16 protein-coding genes are annotated in these 17,945 nt (G+C 67.8%); 5 read left to right on the plus strand and 11 right to left on the minus strand.

Annotation, left to right across the window (positions count from 1 at the left end):
- The 4 genes from AP428_RS00845 to AP428_RS00860 all read right to left on the minus strand — a co-directional run.
- Nucleotides 1-562: membrane integrity-associated transporter subunit PqiC (locus AP428_RS00845; protein WP_054927369.1), on the minus strand; the 562-nt coding region annotated here is incomplete at its 3' end.
- Nucleotides 559-2,178: an intermembrane transport protein PqiB gene (locus AP428_RS00850; protein ID WP_006476877.1), complete on the minus strand. Its 1,620-nt coding sequence runs from the start codon at nt 2,176-2,178 to the stop codon at nt 559-561. The genes AP428_RS00845 and AP428_RS00850, both read right to left, overlap by 4 nt.
- Complete coding sequence (locus AP428_RS00855; RefSeq protein ID WP_054927370.1) at nt 2,171-2,806, minus strand: paraquat-inducible protein A; 636 nt, start codon at nt 2,804-2,806, stop codon at nt 2,171-2,173. The genes AP428_RS00850 and AP428_RS00855 overlap by 8 nt, the downstream gene beginning before the upstream one ends.
- Entirely contained in the window at nt 2,803-3,468 is a 666-nt protein-coding gene (locus tag AP428_RS00860) for a paraquat-inducible protein A (RefSeq protein ID WP_011544616.1), read from the minus strand. The genes AP428_RS00855 and AP428_RS00860 overlap by 4 nt, the downstream gene beginning before the upstream one ends.
- A gap of 259 nt (nt 3,469-3,727) precedes the next feature.
- Between AP428_RS00860 and AP428_RS00865 the strand changes: the two genes are divergently transcribed.
- From AP428_RS00865 to AP428_RS00880, 4 genes are all read left to right on the plus strand, one after another.
- Complete coding sequence (locus tag AP428_RS00865) at nt 3,728-4,288, plus strand: cytochrome b (RefSeq protein WP_054927371.1); 561 nt, start codon at nt 3,728-3,730, stop codon at nt 4,286-4,288.
- Between the two features lie 8 nt (nt 4,289-4,296).
- Nucleotides 4,297-4,857: a YceI family protein gene (locus AP428_RS00870; RefSeq protein ID WP_054927432.1), complete on the plus strand. Its 561-nt coding sequence runs from the start codon at nt 4,297-4,299 to the stop codon at nt 4,855-4,857.
- Between the two features lie 65 nt (nt 4,858-4,922).
- Complete coding sequence (locus AP428_RS00875) at nt 4,923-5,504, plus strand: YceI family protein (RefSeq protein ID WP_006476873.1); 582 nt, start codon at nt 4,923-4,925, stop codon at nt 5,502-5,504.
- Nucleotides 5,505-5,696: 192 nt separating this feature from the next.
- Nucleotides 5,697-6,974, plus strand: coding sequence for an MFS transporter (locus tag AP428_RS00880; protein WP_011544618.1), 1,278 nt, complete (start codon nt 5,697-5,699; stop codon nt 6,972-6,974).
- Nucleotides 6,975-7,000: 26 nt separating this feature from the next.
- Here AP428_RS00880 and AP428_RS00885 read toward each other — a convergent pair whose 3' ends face one another.
- The 7 genes from AP428_RS00885 to queA all read right to left on the minus strand — a co-directional run bounded on the left by AP428_RS00885 (nt 7,001) and on the right by queA (nt 15,435).
- The gene (locus AP428_RS00885) at nt 7,001-7,456 is read right to left on the minus strand and encodes a hypothetical protein (protein WP_156349287.1); all 456 of its coding nucleotides are present in this window, start codon (nt 7,454-7,456) and stop codon (nt 7,001-7,003) included.
- A 124-nt stretch (nt 7,457-7,580) separates the two neighbouring features.
- Nucleotides 7,581-9,125 (minus strand): S41 family peptidase, encoded by a 1,545-nt coding sequence (locus tag AP428_RS00890; protein ID WP_231691670.1) that lies wholly within the window; start codon nt 9,123-9,125, stop codon nt 7,581-7,583.
- 216 nt (nt 9,126-9,341) lie between these two features.
- Complete coding sequence (secF, locus tag AP428_RS00895) at nt 9,342-10,292, minus strand: protein translocase subunit SecF (protein WP_006476870.1); 951 nt, start codon at nt 10,290-10,292, stop codon at nt 9,342-9,344.
- An 18-nt stretch (nt 10,293-10,310) separates the two neighbouring features.
- Nucleotides 10,311-12,332 carry a protein translocase subunit SecD gene (gene secD / locus AP428_RS00900; protein ID WP_006476869.1) on the minus strand — a complete coding sequence of 674 codons (2,022 nt, stop codon included), beginning with the start codon at nt 12,330-12,332 and terminating at the stop codon, nt 10,311-10,313.
- Nucleotides 12,333-12,438: 106 nt separating this feature from the next.
- A complete protein-coding gene (gene yajC, locus AP428_RS00905; RefSeq protein WP_006476868.1) occupies nt 12,439-12,762 on the minus strand; it encodes a preprotein translocase subunit YajC in 324 nt (107 codons plus the stop codon).
- A gap of 237 nt (nt 12,763-12,999) precedes the next feature.
- Entirely contained in the window at nt 13,000-14,187 is a 1,188-nt protein-coding gene (gene tgt, locus AP428_RS00910) for a tRNA guanosine(34) transglycosylase Tgt (protein ID WP_011694154.1), read from the minus strand.
- 180 nt (nt 14,188-14,367) lie between these two features.
- Nucleotides 14,368-15,435, minus strand: a complete 1,068-nt coding sequence (gene queA, locus AP428_RS00915) for a tRNA preQ1(34) S-adenosylmethionine ribosyltransferase-isomerase QueA (RefSeq protein WP_054927373.1) — start codon at nt 15,433-15,435, stop codon at nt 14,368-14,370.
- A gap of 167 nt (nt 15,436-15,602) precedes the next feature.
- On the opposite strand from queA, the gene recG reads away from it, so the two are divergent.
- Nucleotides 15,603-17,924, plus strand: a complete 2,322-nt coding sequence (gene recG / locus AP428_RS00920) for an ATP-dependent DNA helicase RecG (protein ID WP_054927374.1) — start codon at nt 15,603-15,605, stop codon at nt 17,922-17,924.
- The last annotated feature ends 21 nt before the right edge of the window (nt 17,925-17,945 follow it).

Consider the following 17,945-nt stretch of genomic DNA (forward strand, 5'->3'; position numbering starts at 1 on the left):
TGGCAATCACGTCGAGCGCGCGCCGGTGGCCGGCGACGAGCGCGTCGTAGCCGTCGGCGACCGGTTCCGCGACGCTCGTGCGGCAGGTCATCACGGCCTGCGTGGCGAGCGAGCGCACGCTCCAGACGGCGTCGACCGCCGCGCGCTTGCCCGGCCACGATTCGAAGCGCTGCACGTTCACGCTGATGCGGTACACGGGCACGCCGGCCGGATACGCGGAATTCGCGACGTCGATCGTGCCGAGCTGCGCGGCCAGATCGTCCGACAGCGCGCGGCGGATCTCGTCGGCGGGCGGCGACGCCCAGCGTTCCTGCTCGAGCACGTCGACCTGCGCGGCGTTCTTCTGCACGACCAGCTGGCTCTTCGCGACCTGCTCGGGCACGCCGACCGACGGCACCTCGATCAGGAACGCCGGGTTGGCCGGCGCGGTGCGCAGCGGCGCCGCGGCGTCGGCCGGGCTGAGCGTGTAGAACCGTGCGGGCGGCGAGCTGCATGCGGCGAGCGCGAGTGCGGCGAGCGCCGCCGCCGCGCCGCTCGCGAAACCGTTCACGCGTGTCGTCATTGTTTATCTCCTGGCTTGCCCTTGAGCAGCGATTCGGGGTGGCGCTCCAGATAGTCGGCGAGCGCGTTCAGCGATTGCAGCGTGCGCGTGAGCTCCTTCAGCGCGCCGCGCACGTCGGACTGCAGCGGCGAATCCTGCTGCAGCGTCGCCTCGGCGGTCGAGAAGGTCTGCTTCGCGGCCGACAGCGTGTCGCGCGCTTCCGGCGCGACCTGCGTGTCGAGCTGCTTGAACAGCTTGTCGGCGTTCGCGAGCGCGCTGTTCAGGTTCGCGCCGATCTGGTCGAACGGCACCTTGTCGAGCTTCTTCGCGATGTCGGCGACCTGCAGCTGCAGCTCGTCGAGCGTGTTCGGCACGGTCGGCAGCTCGAACGGCAGGTGGGCGGTATCGATCTTCACGGGCGGCGCCTTCGGGAAGAAGTCGAGCGCGACGTACAGCTGGCTCGTCAGCAGGTTGCCGGTGCGCAGTTGGCCGCGCAGCCCGTGCTGGACGAGCCGCTCCACGATCTCGCGGCGCGCCGGTTCGCCCTTGCTTTCGATCGTCTCGCGGAAGCGGCGGCCGAGGCGTTCCGGATATACGTTGATCGTCACCGGCATCAGGAAGTTCTTCGTCTTCGGATCGAAGTCGATGCCGATGTTCGTCACTTCGCCGAGCACGATGCCGCGGAAATCGACCGGCGCGCCGACGGCGAGCCCGCGCAGCGACTGGTTGAAGTTCATCACGACCTGCAGCGGTTGGCCGTCCGGGTCGCGCATCGCGTCGCCCTCGTCGGAGCCGAGGCGGAACGTCGTGTTGTTCGGCGCGGTCGTGCCGCTGCCCTGGTTCGGCGGCGTCTGGAACGCGATGCCGCCGAGGATCACGGTCGCGAGCGACTGCGTGTTCAGCTTCAGGCCGCTCGAATCGAGCCGCAGATCGACGCCGCTCGCCTGCCACCAGCGCGTATTCATGCCGACGTACTGGTCGTACGGCGCATTGACGAACACGTTGAACGTGACGCCCGTGCCGTCCTTGTCGAGCGAAAAGCCGACCACCTGGCCGACCTGGACGCGGCGGTAGTAGACCGGCGAGCCGATGTCCACCGAGCCGAGCGAATCGCCGCGCAGCACGTATTGCGTGCCTTTCTGGTCGCCCGTGACGGCGGGCGGCGTTTCGAGGCCCGTGAAGTCGGTCAGCGTGTCCTGGCCGTGGCCGGCGTCGACGCCGATGTACGCGCCGGACAGCAGCGTGCCGAGCCCCGATACGCCGGTCGCGCCGACGCGCGGCCGCACGATCCAGAAGCGCGAGCCCTGGACCGCGAAGTCTTCCGCTTCCTTCTTGAGCTGCACCTGGACCAGCACGCGCGACAGGTCCTTCGACAGCTTGATCGTCTTGACCGTGCCGATCTCGACGTCCTTGTACTTGACCTGGGTCTTGCCCGGCTCGAGCCCTTCGGCGCTGTGGAAGCTGATCGTGATTTCCGGGCCGCGCTCGCGCACGGACTTGATCACGAGGCCGATGCCGATCAGCGCGGCGATCAGCGGCACGAGCCAGACGAGCGACGGCAGCCAGCCGCTTTTCGTCGAGATCGCCGGATCGGGTGGCCGGGGCGCGTCGTGCTGCGGGCCTTGTGGACTATTCATGGTGATTCCCTGAGGTTTCGACTGGATCCCAGATCAGGCGGGGATCGAACTGCATCGACGCGAGCATCGTCAGGATCACGACCGAGCCGAACGCGAGTGCGCCGGGGCCGGCCGTGATGACGGCGAGCGAACGGAAATGGACGAGCGCGACGGTCAGCGTCACGACGAAGATGTCGAGCATCGACCAGCGGCCGATACGCTCGACGATCCGGTAGAGGCGCGTGCGCTGCAGCGGCCGCCAGGCGGCGCGGCGCTGCGCGCTGGTGACGAGGATCGTCAGCACGCCGAGCTTGAGCATCGGCACGAGAATGCTGGCGACGAACACGACCACGGCGAGCGGCCAGTCGCCGGACGTCCAGAAATAGATGACGCCGCTCATGATCGTGTCCTGCTGCGAGCCGACGATCGACGAGGTGCGCATGATCGGCAGCAGGTTCGCCGGAATGTAGAGGATCGCGGCCGCGAGCAGCAGCGCCCACGTGCGCATGATGCTGTTTGGGGTGCGCATGTGCAGCGCGCTGCCGCAGCGCGCGCAATGCGCGTGCGGCTGGTCGATCGTCTGCACGAGCCCGCACGCGTGGCAGCTGGCATAGCCCTCGCGGGCGGCGGTCGGCGTGGGGCTCGTCATCGGCGGGGCGCGTCCGGCAGCGGCGCGGCGGGGTCGGGCCGCGCCGGCGCGCGGCCGGCACGCAGGTCGTCGGCGATGTCCCACACCGTGCGCGGGTCGAACATCAGCACGACGGCGGTCATCAGCGTGAGCGCGCCGAACGCGAACAGCGCCGCGTCGGGCACGACGCGCGCGAGGCTGACCATCTTCACGATCGTGACCAGGATGCCGAGCATGAACACCTCGATCATCCCCCACGGCCGCACGAGCTGGATCGTGCGCAGCACGAGGTTGAGGCCGGGCGGCACGACGCCGCGGCGGATCGGCAGCAGGACGTAAAGCAGCGCGGCCATCTCGACGAGCGGGAACAGCACGGTCGAGCAGAACACCATCACGCCGACGATCTCCATGTCCTGATGCCACAGCGTGTCGATCGCGCCGATCAGGGTCGTCTGCACGCGCGTGCCGTTCAGGTCCATTTCGAGGATCGGGAACGTCTGCGCGATGATGAACGTGACGAGCGCGGCGACCGCGAGCGCGGTGATGCGCTCGATCTGCGTGGTGCTGTTGCGATAGAGCAGCGCGTCGCAGCGCGGACAGCGCGCGATCTGGCGGCCGCTCAGGCGCGGTTTATGCAACAGTGCGTCGCATTCGTGGCAGGCAATCAGGTCGTATCGTTGCATGGAAAAGGCGGTGTTGCGACGGCTGGGGGAACACGTCGACGGGGCCGGAACCCGCGCCAATCTTACCAAAAGGGCTTTTTCGATGCGTCAAGGATCGTGAGTTTCGTGACCGGTCGGTAACATGGCGGGAAGCCGTCAGCCGGCTGGCGCGCCTGTCCTCAGAGTCCGCGCACGTCAAAAGGTTGCGGTAGCATGGCGCCCTTGACATGCGTCGGACGAATTTACCGGCGCGGCCGTTCGCTGAACTGAGGAATCCAAGATGGCATCGAAATCGCCGCCGGCCGTGCCGGCACGCTACGCGCACACCGCGATCGCCTTGCACTGGCTGATCGCGCTGCTGATCATCTGCGGCTTCGCGCTCGGCTGGGTGATGACGGACATTCCCGGCTTCACGCCGACCAAGCTGAAGTACTTCTCGTGGCACAAGTGGATCGGCGTGACGGTGTTCGCGCTGGCCGTCGTGCGCGTGCTCTGGCGTGCGACCCACGTCCCGCCGCCGCTGCCGGGCGACACGCCGGCGTGGCAGCGCGCGGCGTCGCACGGCGTGCACATGCTGCTGTACGTGCTGATGATCGTGATCCCGGTGACGGGCTACCTGTACAGCTCGGCGTCGAACATTCCGGTCGTCTATCTCGGCATCGTGCCGCTGCCGCGCCTGATCGACCCCGATCCGGCGCTCAAGGAAACCTTCAAGACGCTGCATGTGTCTTTGAATTACATTCTGCTTTCGCTCGTTGCGATGCACGTGCTCGCGGCGCTCAAGCACCAGTTGTTGGACCGCGACGGCCTGCTGTCGCGCATGCTTCCCTTTGCCAAATGAAGGATCCCATGAAAGTGTCTTTCTCCCGTTCCATGCTGACCGCGTTCGCCGCGGCGGTGCTTGTCGCGTCGGGCGCGGCGCATGCCGACGTCGATCTCGCGAAGAGCAAGGTGTCCGCCGTGTCGAAGCAGATGAACGTGCCGACCGAAGGCGCGTTCAAGAAGTTTTCCGCGCAGGTGAAGTTCGACCCGGCGAAAGCCGCGCAGGGCAGCGCGCAAATGACGATCGACGTCGCGAGCTTCGACCTCGGCGACAAGATGTACAACGACCAGGTCGCCGGCAAGGACTGGTTCGACGCGAAGACCTATCCGCAGGCGACCTTCGTGTCGTCGGCGATCGCGCCGGCCGGCGGCAACAAGTACAACGTGACCGGCAAGCTGACGATCAAGGGCAAGGCCGAGACCGTCACGGTGCCCGTCACGGTCGCGCAAAACGGCGCGACGCAGACGTTCGACGGCGTGCTGCCGATCAAGCGTTCGACCTTCAACGTCGGCACCGGCGAGTGGAAGGACACGTCGATCGTCGCGGACGAAGTGCAGATCAAGTTCCATCTCGTCGCCACGAAGTAAGCGGCAGGTTGCCGCCTCAACTGAATGCCGCGCGAGGGCGCGGCGCCGTTTCCAGGAGAAAAAGTTTGAAAAAGCATCTGATCATCGCTGCCGGCGCGCTGGCCGCTTCCCTGTCGTTCTCGGCCTTCGCCGAAAGCGCAACCTACCAGTTCGATCCGAGCCACACGTACCCGAGCTTCGAGGCCGACCACTTCGGCGGCCTGTCGGTCTGGCGCGGCAAGTTCGACAAATCGAGCGGCACCGTGACGCTCGACCGCGCGGCGAAGACCGGCACGGTCGACGTGACGACCGACATCGCGTCGATCCACACGGGCAGCGCGAAGCTCGACGAGCACCTGCAGACGGCCGAGTTCTTCGATGCGGCGAAGTTCCCGCAGGCGAACTACAAGGGCACGATCAAGTTCGACGGCGACAAGCCGGTGTCGGTGGTCGGCAACCTGACGCTGCACGGCGTCACGAAGCCGCTCACGCTGAAGATCGATTCGTTCAAGTGCATGCCGCACCCGATGCTCAAGCGTGAAGTGTGCGGCGTCGACGCGGTCGGCGAATTCAGCCGCGACGATTTCGGCCTCGACTACGGCAAGCAGTACGGCTTCAAGATGAAGACGAAGCTGCTGATCACGGCCGAAGCGGTCAAGCAGCAGTAAGACTCCCCGGCGGGGCCGGCCGTCGCGCCGGCCCCGCGGGCAAACCGCCGCGCTCCCGCTACCGGAGCGCGGCGGTTTTTTTTGCGCGCCTATAATCGCCCGAGCGCCGCATGTGGCCATGCGGCGCCGGGCAGGCCGACGGCGCGACGGCGGCCGCCTCGAACAGAACGTACAACGACAAGGAGATCGCCGATGCATGCCGTCACGCAGTCCAGCTCCATTGCCTCGTCGCCGCGCGTGTGGCGCGCGGTGGTCGCCGCGTCGATCGGCAACGCGCTCGAGTGGTTCGATCTCGTCGTCTACGGCTTTTTCGCGGTGACGATCTCGAAGCTGTTCTTCCCGGCCGGCAACGACACCGTGTCGCTGCTGCTCACGCTCGGCACGTTCGGCGTGTCGTTCTTCATGCGCCCGCTCGGCGCGATCGTGCTCGGCGCGTATGCCGACCGCGCGGGTCGCAAGGCCGCGCTCACGCTGTCGATCCTGCTGATGATGGCCGGCACGCTGATCATCGCGGTGCTGCCGACCTACGGGACGATCGGCGTCGCCGCGCCGGTGATCCTCGTCGCCGCGCGGCTGATGCAGGGCTTCTCGGCCGGCGGCGAGTTCGGCAGCGCGACCGCGTTCCTCGCCGAGCACGTGCCGGGCCGGCGCGGCTTCTTCGCGAGCTGGCAGGTCGCGAGCCAGGGGCTCACGACGCTGCTCGCCGCGGGCTTCGGCACCGTGCTGAACGCGCAGCTCACGGCCGACCAGATGGCGTCGTGGGGCTGGCGCGTGCCGTTCTTCTTCGGGTTGCTGCTCGGGCCCGTCGCGTACTACATCCGCACCAAGGTCGACGAGACGCCCGAATTCCTCGCGGCCGAAGGCACCGCGAACCCGCTGCGCGATACGTTCGCGTCGCACAAGGCGCGCCTCGTCGCGGCGATGGGCGTGGTCGTGCTCGGCACCGTCGCCACCTATCTCGTGCTGTTCATGCCGACCTACGGCGTGAAGCAGCTGGGCCTCGCGCCGTCGGCCGCGTTTGCCGCGATTCTCGTGGTCGGCGTGATCCAGATGGCGTTCGCGCCGCTCGTCGGCCACTGGTCGGATCGCTACGGCCGCGTGCGCGTGATGATCGCGCCGGCCGTCGGCATCCTCGTGCTGATCTATCCGGCGTTCGCGTATCTCGTCGCGCATCCGGGCTTCGGCACGCTGATCGCGCTGCAGGTGCTGCTCGCGTTCCTGATGACCGGCTACTTCGCGGCGCTGCCGGGCCTGTTGTCCGAGGTGTTTCCGGTGCAGACGCGCACGACCGGGATGTCGCTCGCCTATAACGTCGCGGTGACGATCTTCGGCGGCTTCGGGCCGTTCATCATCGCGTGGCTGATCCGCGAGACCGGGATGAAGACCGCGCCGAGCTTCTATCTGATGTTCGCGGCCGTGCTGAGCCTCGCGGCGCTGGTCGTGCTGCGGCGGCGGTTCGGGTTTCGGTGACTCGTGCAGCTAGTGATGGCTGCGATTCAGCCGTCGCTAGCGAGAAGCGTCTTCGCAGTCGCGCGTAGCGCTTCGAGATTGGCCGCCGTGACGCGCTTTCCGGTTCGGTTCTCCGCGGATGTGGCGTCGATGAAGCGGCGGGCCGTGGCGTATTGCGACTCCGACAGGAGCAGGCGCTTGGCCGCGAGCGAGTTACGCGCTTCATCTTGGGCGCGATTCGCTTCAGCTCCGAGCACACGATAGTTGTTCCGGAAAATTGCTGACACCGGGTTTTGCGGCATTTTCGCCGCCAAATCGTCGAGCGACGAGAAGTCGTCATATCGCGCTTGCTTCAAGGCGAATAGCTCGGCTTGCCCCCATACTTCGACGAACGCCGTGCGTTGCTCTGCGAGACGGGCCGTCTCGCGTGCTGCGCTGACCATGTTGCGGTCGACCATCCAGGTGCCGAAGCTGCCGATAAGCGCGCCCATGATGGTCGTCACGAGTGAATACTTGAACCCCCGGAGGGCTCCGCCTGGCTGAGTACGCATTATCGGGCTGGGTCCGGATGAAGTGATTGGAGCATTCAATTTATCATCGTGGCGCCCGGTCCGGCGCGGCGGCGCGTCAGTTGCCGCCGCGCTCGCAGACCGGTTGCGCCGGCATCAGTTGCGCGGGCGCGGCGATGGTCTGCACCGGGCGGCCGGCGAGGGCATTGAGCGCCTGACGGAGCTGCCAGTCGGCCGCCGTGCCGAATGCGCGCTGCGGCAGCGCCGCGCTCCTCGCCGTATCGACCTTCGCGCGCACGCGCGCTTCGCGCAGCTTCTGGCGGGCCTTGCGCACCTGCGCGAACGGGTCGGGCGCCTGCCGGTCCGCATAGGGCGCGCGGGCGAGATCGACTTCCCGGTACCACAGCAGCACGCCGTCGACGTCCGCGTCGCGGCGCGGCGGCACGAGCCGGTCCGGCACGACGCCGTAACCATCCATCGGGCAGCCGTTCGGCCGCAGGTTGCGCGCGAACGTGAAATTCAGGCGCGTGCCGTCGGGCAGGTCGACGCCCGTCTGCGCGAGTCCTTTCCCGTAGGTCGGCATGCCGAGCAGTGTCGCGCGGCCGAGATCCTTCAGCGCCGCCGCGGTCGCTTCGGCGGCCGACGCGCTCTGGCCGTCGACCAGCACCACGAGCGGTACGGTACGCCACCAGTCGTCGGCCTGTAGCGGCGCGAGCGGGTCCTGGCCGTGCATGACGGGCAGTTCGTAGTCGGGCCAGTTGGTCGTGTAGCGGTGGCGGTGCGTGCCGTCGCGCTCGACCGTCACCATCGCGGTGCGGTCGCGTCCGGCGAACAGCGCGGTGATGCCGATCGCCGCATTGAGCGCGCCGCCGCCGTTGATGCGCAGGTCGAGGATCATCTGCTTCACCGGCGGGCCCGCGCGGCGCGCGGCCTGCACCGCGTCGATATAGTCGCCGACCGCCGACTCCGGAAAGCTCGACAGCCGCGTGTACAGGATGTCGCCGTCGAGCCGCTTCGCGGTCGCCGGATGCGGCTTGACGATCGCGCGCACGGGCGCGAATGTCAGCACCGCATGCTGCGGGCCGCGCTGCACCGTGAGCTTCAGCGGCACGCCCGCGTCGCCCTTCGCGAGCTTCATCAACTCGCCGCCGTCGATGCCGACGACGCTCCTGTCGTTCATCGCGACGACGAGATCGTCGGGCCGCACACCGGCCTTTTCGGCCGGCGCATCGGGAGTCACGTCGATGATGTGCAGCCCGTCGGGCCGCGTCTCGAACACGATGCCGATGCCCGGCGTGCCGTCGCGCGCGCGCCGCTCGTCGTCGCGCCGTTCCTGCTCTTCCTTCGCGTTGAAGAAGCGCGCATACGGCAGCGTCTTGATGCCTTCGTGGGTCGCGGCGTCGAGCAGCGCGCCGATGTCGACGTCGGTCAGGTGTTGCCGCTTCAGCACTTCGACGGCCGCTTTGAGTTCGCAGAGCTGCGGTTCCCAGTCGGGCGGGCAGGGCGACGGCGGTTGGGTGGCGGGCACCGAAGCGGCGGCGGGTACAACGGCAGGCAGCGAAGCGGCGGGCGGCGCGGATGCCGGTTGCGCACCGACGAGCGACGCATACGGGAACGCGGCTGCGACGGCTGCGCAGGCGGTGAGGCGACGAACGACACGCATGGGAAGCATCATCGGGACCGCACGTTCGGATGGATGGCGAGGGGTTTGCCCGGCCGGCGCGCGGCCGGCATGTGACGGCGCAGGGCGGTGACGATTGTAGCCGACACCCGCGGCGGCTCGGCCGAGTCATCCGCGTGCCGTACCACGGTGAGCCGCGCATAAAAAAAGCCGACCCAGACGGGCCGGCTTTGCTTCGATACCGAAACGGCGTGGCGCTTAAACCTGCGCGCCCGCGTTCGGATCGTCCGGATCGTGCGCGGTCTTCTTTTCCTTGACCAGGTCTTCGCGCTTGATGCCGAGCCACATCGCGAGCGAGCCCGCGACGAACACCGACGAGTAGATGCCGAACATGATGCCGACCGTCAGCGCGAGCGCGAAGTAGTGCAGCGTCGGGCCGCCGAAGAAGAACATCGACAGCACCATCATTTCCGTCGACGTGTGCGTGATGATCGTGCGCGACATCGTGGTCGTGATCGCGTGGTTGATCACTTCCTGCACGCTCATCTTGCGTTCGCGGCGGAACGTCTCGCGGATCCGGTCGAAGATGACGACCGACTCGTTGACCGAGTAGCCGAGCACCGCGAGGATCGCCGCGAGCACCGCCAGCGAGAACTCCCACTGGAAGAACGCGAAGAAGCCGAGAATGATCACGACGTCGTGCAGGTTGGCGATGATGCCCGCCACCGCGTACTTCCATTCGAAGCGGAACGACAGGTAGATCACGATGCCGATCACGACGCACGCGAGCGCGAGCAGACCGTCGGTCGCAAGTTCACGGCCGACCTGCGGGCCGACGAACTCGACGCGCTGCAGCGTGACGTCCGGGCTCTGCGCCTTCAGCGCGCCCATCACCTGGTCGCTCTGCTGCGCGGACGTGAGGCCTTCCTTCAACTGCAGGCGGATCAGCACGTTGCGCGACGTGCCGAAGTTCTGCACCTGCGCGTCGGCGTAGCCGAGCTTGCCGAGCGTCGCGCGCACGGGTTCGAGCTCCGCGGCCTGCTGGTACTGCACCTCGATCACCGTACCGCCGGTGAATTCGACGGACAGGTGCAGCCCGCGGTGGAACAGGAAGAACACGGCGGCGAGGAACGTGACCAGCGAGATCACGTTGAACACCAGCGCGTGCCGCATGAACGGAATGTCTTTACGGATGCGGAAAAATTCCATGGCTTCGTCTCCGGGGCCTTATTGGGTCGAGCCCGGTTTCTTCGGCGACACGCCTTGCTGCGCGCGGTTGCGCAACTGCGGCTTGCCGGCGCGCGGCGCGTTGCCCTTCGCCGGGGCGGCGAGCTTCGCGGCGCGCGCGGTGTCGGTCGATTCGTCCTCGTCGGTGAACGACGCGGCGGCAGCGGCGCCTTCCGGCTTCCACACCTGGCCGATCGCGAGCGACTTCAGCTTCTTGCGGCCGCCGTACCAGAGGTTGACGAGCCCGCGCGAGAAGAACACCGCGGAGAACATCGACGTCAGGATGCCGAGGCAGTGCACGATCGCGAACGCGCGAACCGGGCCCGAACCGAACGCAAGCAGCGCGAGGCCGGCGATCAGCGTCGTGACGTTCGAGTCGAGAATCGTCGCCCACGCATGCGCGTAGCCGGCCTGGATCGCGAGCTGCGGCGGCTGGCCGGCGCGCAGTTCTTCACGCACGCGCTCGTTGATCAGCACGTTCGAGTCGATTGCCATACCGAGCGCGAGCGCGATGGCCGCGATACCGGGCAGCGTCAGCGTCGCCTGCATCAGCGACAGCACGGCGACGAGCAGCAGCAGGTTCACCGACAGGCCGATCACCGACACCACGCCGAACAGCATGTAGTACGCGATCATGAACACGGCGATCGCGCAGAAGCCCCAGATCACCGAGTGCACGCCCATCTTGATGTTGTCGGCGCCGAGGCTCGGGCCGATCGTGCGTTCCTCGATGATGTCCATCGGTGCGGCGAGCGAACCGGCGCGCAGCAGCAGCGCGAGGTCGGCCGCGGCCTGCGGCGTCGGCTGGCCCGTGATCTGGAAGCGGTCGCCGAGTTCCGACTGGATCGTCGCGACCGTCAGCACTTCGCCCTTGCCCTTCTCGAACAGCACCATCGCCATCGGCTTGCCGATGTTGTCGCGCGATACGGTGCGCACCGCGCGGCCGCCCGCCGAATCGAGGCGGATGTTGACCGACGGACGCTGGTGTTCGTCGAAGCCGGCCGATGCATCGATGATGCGGTCGCCGGTGAAGATCACGTCCTTCTTCAGCAGCACCGGCGCCTGGTTGCCTTGCGTGAACAGCTCCTCGCCCGGCGGCACGGGGTCGTTCGGGTTCGGGTGCGTGTTGATCGGGTCGGCCAGGCGCGCCTCGAGCGTCGCGGTGCGGCCGATGATGTCCTTCGCCTTCGCGGTGTCCTGCACGCCCGGCAGTTCGACGACGATGCGGTCGCTGCCTTGCTGCTGCAGGATCGGCTCGGACACGCCGAGCTCGTTCACGCGGTTGTGGAGCGTCGTCAGGTTCTGCTTGAGCGCGGCGTCCTCGACCGACTTCTGCACGGCCGGCGTGAAGGTGCCGACGACTTGCGTGCCGCCGCCACCGGGCTGGGTCGCCCATTGCAGCTCGGTGATCGACGCGGCGAGCACCTTGCGGGCGTCTTCCGCCGTCTGCGCATCGCTGAAGTTGACGACCACGGACTGCTCGACGCGGCTCACGCCGCCGTCGCGGATGTTCTTGTCGCGCAGCAGCGAGCGCGCGTCGGACGCGTCGGAGTCGAGCTTCTTCGTGAGCGCGCCCGTCATGTCGACCTGGAGCAGGAAGTGCACCCCACCGCGCAGGTCGAGGCCGAGATACATCGGCAGCGCGTGCAGGGCGGTCAGCCAGCGCGGCGACGCGCTCTGCAGGTTCAGTGCGACGACGTACTGCGGATCGTTCGGGTCGGCGTTCAGCGACTTCTGCAGCAGGTCCTTGACGCGCAGCTGCGTATCGGTGTCCTTCAGGCGCACGCGGATGTTCGCGCTGGTCGCCGTGTTCTCGAAGGTGACGTCGTCCGGCTTGATCTGCGCGGACGCGAGTGCCGATTCGACCTGGGTCAGCGTGGTCGAGTCGAGCTTGACCGTGGCCTTGCCGCTCGATACCTGCACCGCCGGCGCTTCGCCGAAGAAGTTGGGCAATGTGTACAGAAGGCCGATGGCGAGCGCCACGACCATCACGACATATTTCCAGAGTGGATAACGATTCATGAGGGGGCCGAACGGGTGGTTGGCGTGAAAGCGTCGCGTCCGGCGCCGCGGCGGCCCGCTCTCTCAGGCGGGCACGGCGCGGGGAGCCGGACGCTCGGTGAAAGCCTTACAGCGACTTGATCGTGCCCTTCGGCAGAATGGTCGTGACGGCAGCCTTCTGCACGGTGATTTCGGTGCCTTCGGCGATTTCGACGCCGATGTAGCCTTCGGTGACCTTCGTCACCTTGCCGACGAGGCCGCCGCTCGTGACGACTTCGTCGCCCTTCGCCATGGCCGCGAGCATGTTGCGGTGTTCCTTCTGACGCTTCATCTGCGGACGGATCATGATGAAGTACAGCACCGCGAACATCAGGATGAGCGGCAGGAAGCTCATCAGGCTCGATTCGGCGCCACCGGCGCCTTGCGCGAAGGCATTGGAAATGAACGGCACGTTGGTCTCTCCGTAGGGGAAGATCGAAAAATAAGCCGGTTATTCTACCACCGGCCCCATGCGCGAACGGATCGGCAAATGCGCTTTCGGATCAAGCTGTTAAAGCACGAACCGATACCGTTGCGACTTGTTTGGAAAGGTAATTGTAATGTTTGGCGGTCGCGACTGGCGATTTGAGTGCACCAATTAGTACGCGTCCTATGTGACTGGCCGCGGTGCGAGCCGCCGGCCGGCCCGTCAGTCGACCCCTCTCGCGCGATCCTCCGCGAAGCGCTGCCGGAATGCGTCGAACGTATGCGTTTCGATCGCGTCGCGGATCTCGCTCATCAGCTGCAGGTAGTAGTGCAGGTTGTGGATCGTGTTCAGCTGCGCGCCGAGGATTTCGCCGACCCGGTGCAGGTGATGCAGATAGCCGCGCGAGAAGTTCTGGCACGTGTAGCAGGTGCAGGTCGAATCGAGCGGCTTCAACGAGTTCTTGTGCGTCGCGTTGCGGATCTTCACGTCGCCGAAGCGCGTGAAGAGCCAGCCGTTGCGCGCGTTGCGGGTCGGCATCACGCAGTCGAACATGTCGATGCCGTTCGCGACGCCCTCGACCAGATCCTCCGGCGTGCCCACGCCCATCAGGTAGTGCGGCTTGTTGGCCGGCAGCTTCGGGCCCACGTGCTGCAGCACGCGCATCATGTCTTCCTTCGGCTCGCCCACCGACAGCCCGCCGATCGCGAGGCCGTGGAAGCCGAGTTCCGCGAGGCCCGCGAGCGATTCGTCGCGCAGGTCCTCGAACATTCCGCCCTGGACGATCCCGAACAGCGCATTCGGGTTGCCGAGCCGGTGGAACTCGTCGAGCGAGCGCTTCGCCCAGCGCAGCGACATGCGCATCGAGTCGGCTGCTTCCTGGTGCGTGGTCGGCACGCCGTTGGTCGCGTACGGCGTGCACTCGTCGAACTGCATCACGACGTCGGAGTTCAGCACCTTCTGGATCTGCATCGACACTTCCGGCGACAGGAACAGCTTGTCGCCGTTGATCGGCGACGCGAACGTGACGCCGTCCTCGGTGATCTTGCGCAGGTCGCCGAGCGAGAACACCTGGAAGCCGCCCGAATCGGTCAGGATCGGCTTGTTCCAGCCCATGAAGCCGTGCAGGCCGCCGTGCGCGTCGATTGTGTCGAGGCCCGGGCGCAGCCACAGGTGGAACGTGTTGCCGAGGATGATCTGGGCCTTGATCTCGTGCAGCTCGCGCGGCTGGATCGCCTTCACGGTGCCGTACGTGCCGACCGGCATGAAGATCGGCGTCTCGACCGTGCCGTGATTGAGCTTCACGCGGCCGCGGCGCGCGTGGCCGTCGGTCGTCAGCAATTCGAATTCGAGCCCGTTGGCCGGGCGGTCCTGCACGGGGGCGTGCGTATCGTGGGATGAACCTTCGGTCATCGTGTCGTGCTCCTTGCTACCGGAAAACAGTCCGGCGCATGTTGGAAACGCCGCCCGGGAAATCGGCGGCGGGGAAAAGCGGGTGCGCGCCAGCGTAGCGCGCACAACGTAAAAAAACGGCACGGCGGCAGTGCGACGCGCCGGCCATCGTGCGCATCGAGCCGATGCTGTCGACTGCGCTTACGCGCCCGACGCCTCCGGCGTGTCGCGCCGCGTGAGCAGCATCGCGTCGCCGTAGCTGAAGAAGCGGTAGCGTTCTTCGATCGCGTGCCGGTACGCGGCGCGGATCGTCTCGACGCCCGCGAACGCGGACACCAGCATCAGTAGCGTCGACTTCGGCAGGTGGAAGTTCGTGACGAGCCGGTCGACCACGCGGAAACGGTAGCCGGGCGTGATGAAGATGTCGGTCTCGGCCTGCGTCGCCGCGAGCGGGCGGCCGGCCTCGTCGGCGCTGCGCGCCGCGGCTTCGAGCGCGCGCATCGACGTCGTGCCGACCGCGATCACGTTGCCGCCGCGCGCGCGGGTCGCGGCGATCTTGTCGACGAGCGACTGCGGCAGGTCGTACCACTCGCTGTGCATCTTGTGCTCGGCGATGTTCTCGACGCGCACCGGCTGGAACGTGCCGGCGCCGACGTGCAGCGTCAGCGTCGCGCGCTCGACGGCCATCGCGTCGAGCTTCTCCAGCAGCGGCTGGTCGAAATGAAGCCCGGCCGTGGGCGCGGCGACCGCGCCCGGGTTGCTCGCATAGACGGTCTGGTAGCGCGTCTCGTCGGTCGCATCGGCGTCGTGCTCGATATACGGCGGCAGCGGCAGCCGGCCGTGCTGCTCGATCAGGTCGAGGCACGGCGCGGGGAAGTGCAGCGTGAAGAACGGCTCGACGCGCTCGCCGACCGTCACGTCGAACGCGTCGGCCAGGCGCAGCGTCGTGCCGGTGCCCGGCGACTTGCTCGCGCGGATCTGCGCGAGCGCCGTGTGCGTGCCGGTCACGCGCTCGATCAGCACCTCGATCTTGCCGCCGCTGGCCTTCTGGCCGAAGAAACGCGCCTTCAGCACCTTGGTATCGTTGAACACGAGCAGGTCGCCCGGCGCGATGCACGACGGCAGCTCGGCGAAATGGCGGTCGACGAGGCGCGCGGGCGCGACGCTGCCGTCGACCTCGAGCAGGCGGCTCGCGGTGCGATCGGGCAGCGCGGTTTGGGCAATCAGCTCGGGCGGCAGATTGAAATCGAAATCGGAAAGCGTGAACATGCGGGCTGGTTCGAAGCGGCCGGCGGGCGTCGCCGGCAGGGCGGAAACGCGTAATCGGGGCGCGCGAGCCGCTATGATGACGGGATGCGCGGCCTGGCCGGCGTCGTTCGTTCGGACGACGTGAAAGCCGCTATTGTACTTGCCTTGCGAAGCACCCAGACGATCCGATGCCTGTGTCACCACGCCGTTCCCCCGCTGCCGTTGCCGATTCCGCCGATCCGTTCGACGCGGACGATGCCGCGTCGCCCGCGCCGTCCGCATCAGGCCCCGGCGCCCGCCGCGCCGGCCCGAAGCGCGGCGCCGACGGCCGGCTCGCGCAGCCCGCGGCCGTCGCGCCCGACGCCGAACCGGGCGCGGGCGGCGACGAAGCGGATGCGCCCGGCGCATCCGGCGCGAAGCGCAAGAAGAAGCCGGCCGCCGACAAGCCCGTGAAAACCGCCGACAAGCTCGCGAAGCTCGGCCTCACGCGTTCGATCGATCTCGTGCTGCATCTGCCGATGCGCTACGAGGACGAGACCACGCTCACGCCGATCGGCGAGTTGCTGCCGGGCGGCATCGCGCAGACCGAAGGCGTCGTGTTCGACAACGAGGTCGCGTACCGGCCGCGTCGCCAGCTCGTCGTGAAGATCCAGGACGACGACGGCGAGCAGCTCGTGCTGCGCTTCCTGAACTTCTACGGGTCGCAGGTCAAGCAGATGGCCGTCGGCCAGCGGCTGCGCGTGCGCGGCGACGTGCGCGGCGGCTTTTTCGGGATGGAGATGGTGCATCCGGCCGTGCGCGTCGTCGAAGCCGATGCGCCGCTGCCGCAGGTGCTCACGCCCGTCTACCCGAGCACGGCCGGCGTGTCGCAGGCGTATCTGCGCAAGGCGATCGAGAACGCGGTCGAGCGCACGCCGCTGCCCGAACTGCTGCCGCCCGAGATCCAGCGCGATTACCTGAAGCCGCTCGACGTGCCGACGCTCGAGCAGGCGGTGCGCATCCTGCATCACCCGCGCGTCGATTCCGACGAAGCCGCGCTGATGGACGGGTCGCATCCGGCGTGGACGCGCATCAAGTTCGAGGAACTGCTCGCGCAGCAGTTGTCGCTGAAGCGCGCGCACGAGGAGCGCCGCACGCGCGCCGCGCCCGCGATGCCGCGTCGCGCCGCGACCGATACCGATGCGCTGACCACGCGCCTGTACGCGGCGCTGCCGTTCACGCTGACGGGTGCGCAGGCGCGCGTCGTCGACGAGATCGCGCACGACCTCACGCTCGCGCACCCGATGCAGCGGCTGCTGCAGGGCGACGTCGGTAGCGGCAAGACGGTCGTCGCGGCGCTGGCCGCCACGCAGGCGATCGACGCCGGCTATCAGGCCGCGCTGATGGCGCCCACCGAAATCCTCGCGGAACAGCACGCGCGCAAGCTGCGCGCGTGGCTCGAGCCGCTCGGGGTCACGGTCGCGTGGCTCGCGGGCAGCCTGAAGGCGAAGGAAAAGCGCGCGGCGATCGAGGCGGCCGCGCTCGGCACCGCGCAGCTCGTGATCGGTACGCACGCGATCATCCAGGACACGGTCGAATTCGCGCGGCTGGGCCTCGTGATCGTCGACGAGCAGCACCGCTTCGGCGTCGAGCAGCGTCTCGCGCTGCGCGCGAAGGCCGCGAACGCCGCCAACGGCGCACGCGACTTTCAGCCGCACCAGCTGATGATGTCGGCCACGCCGATCCCGCGCACGCTCGCGATGACGTACTACGCCGATCTCGAGGTGTCGACGATCGACGAGTTGCCGCCGGGCCGCACGCCGGTGCTGACGCGGCTGGTGGGCGACGCGCGGCGCGAAGAAGTGATCGCCCGCGTGCGCGAGGCCGCGCTGACCGGGCGCCAGGTGTACTGGGTATGCCCGCTGATCGAGGAGAGCGAGACGCTGCAGCTGCAGACGGCCGTCGAGACCTACGAGACGCTCGCCGCGGCGCTGCCCGAACTGAAGGTCGGGCTCGTGCACGGCCGGCTGTCGCCGGCCGACAAGGCGGCCGTGATGGAGGCGTTCACGCGCAACGAAGTGCAGCTGCTGGTCGCGACGACGGTGATCGAGGTCGGCGTCGACGTGCCGAACGCGTCGCTGATGGTGATCGAGCACGCGGAGCGCTTCGGCCTCGCGCAGCTGCACCAGTTGCGCGGCCGGGTCGGGCGCGGCACCGCGGCGTCGGTGTGCGTGCTGCTGTACACCGGGCCGCTGTCGCTCACCGGCCGCGAGCGGCTGAAGACGATGCGCGAGACGACCGACGGCTTCGAGATCGCGCGGCGCGACCTCGAAATCCGCGGGCCCGGCGAATTCCTCGGTGCGCGCCAGTCGGGCGCGGCGATGCTGCGCTTTGCGAACCTCGAGACCGACGGCTGGCTGATCGACCCGGCCCGCGAGGCCGCGGCGCGGCTGATTGCCGCGTACCCCGAGGTCGTCACGCAGCATCTCGCGCGCTGGCTCGGTGCGCGCGAACAGTATCTGAAGGCCTGATCGACCGGCTCGGGGCCGGAT

Source organism: Burkholderia sp. E168m22 (assembly GCF_001319805.1).
Classification (GTDB): Bacteria; Pseudomonadota; Gammaproteobacteria; order Burkholderiales; family Burkholderiaceae; genus Burkholderia; species Burkholderia orbicola.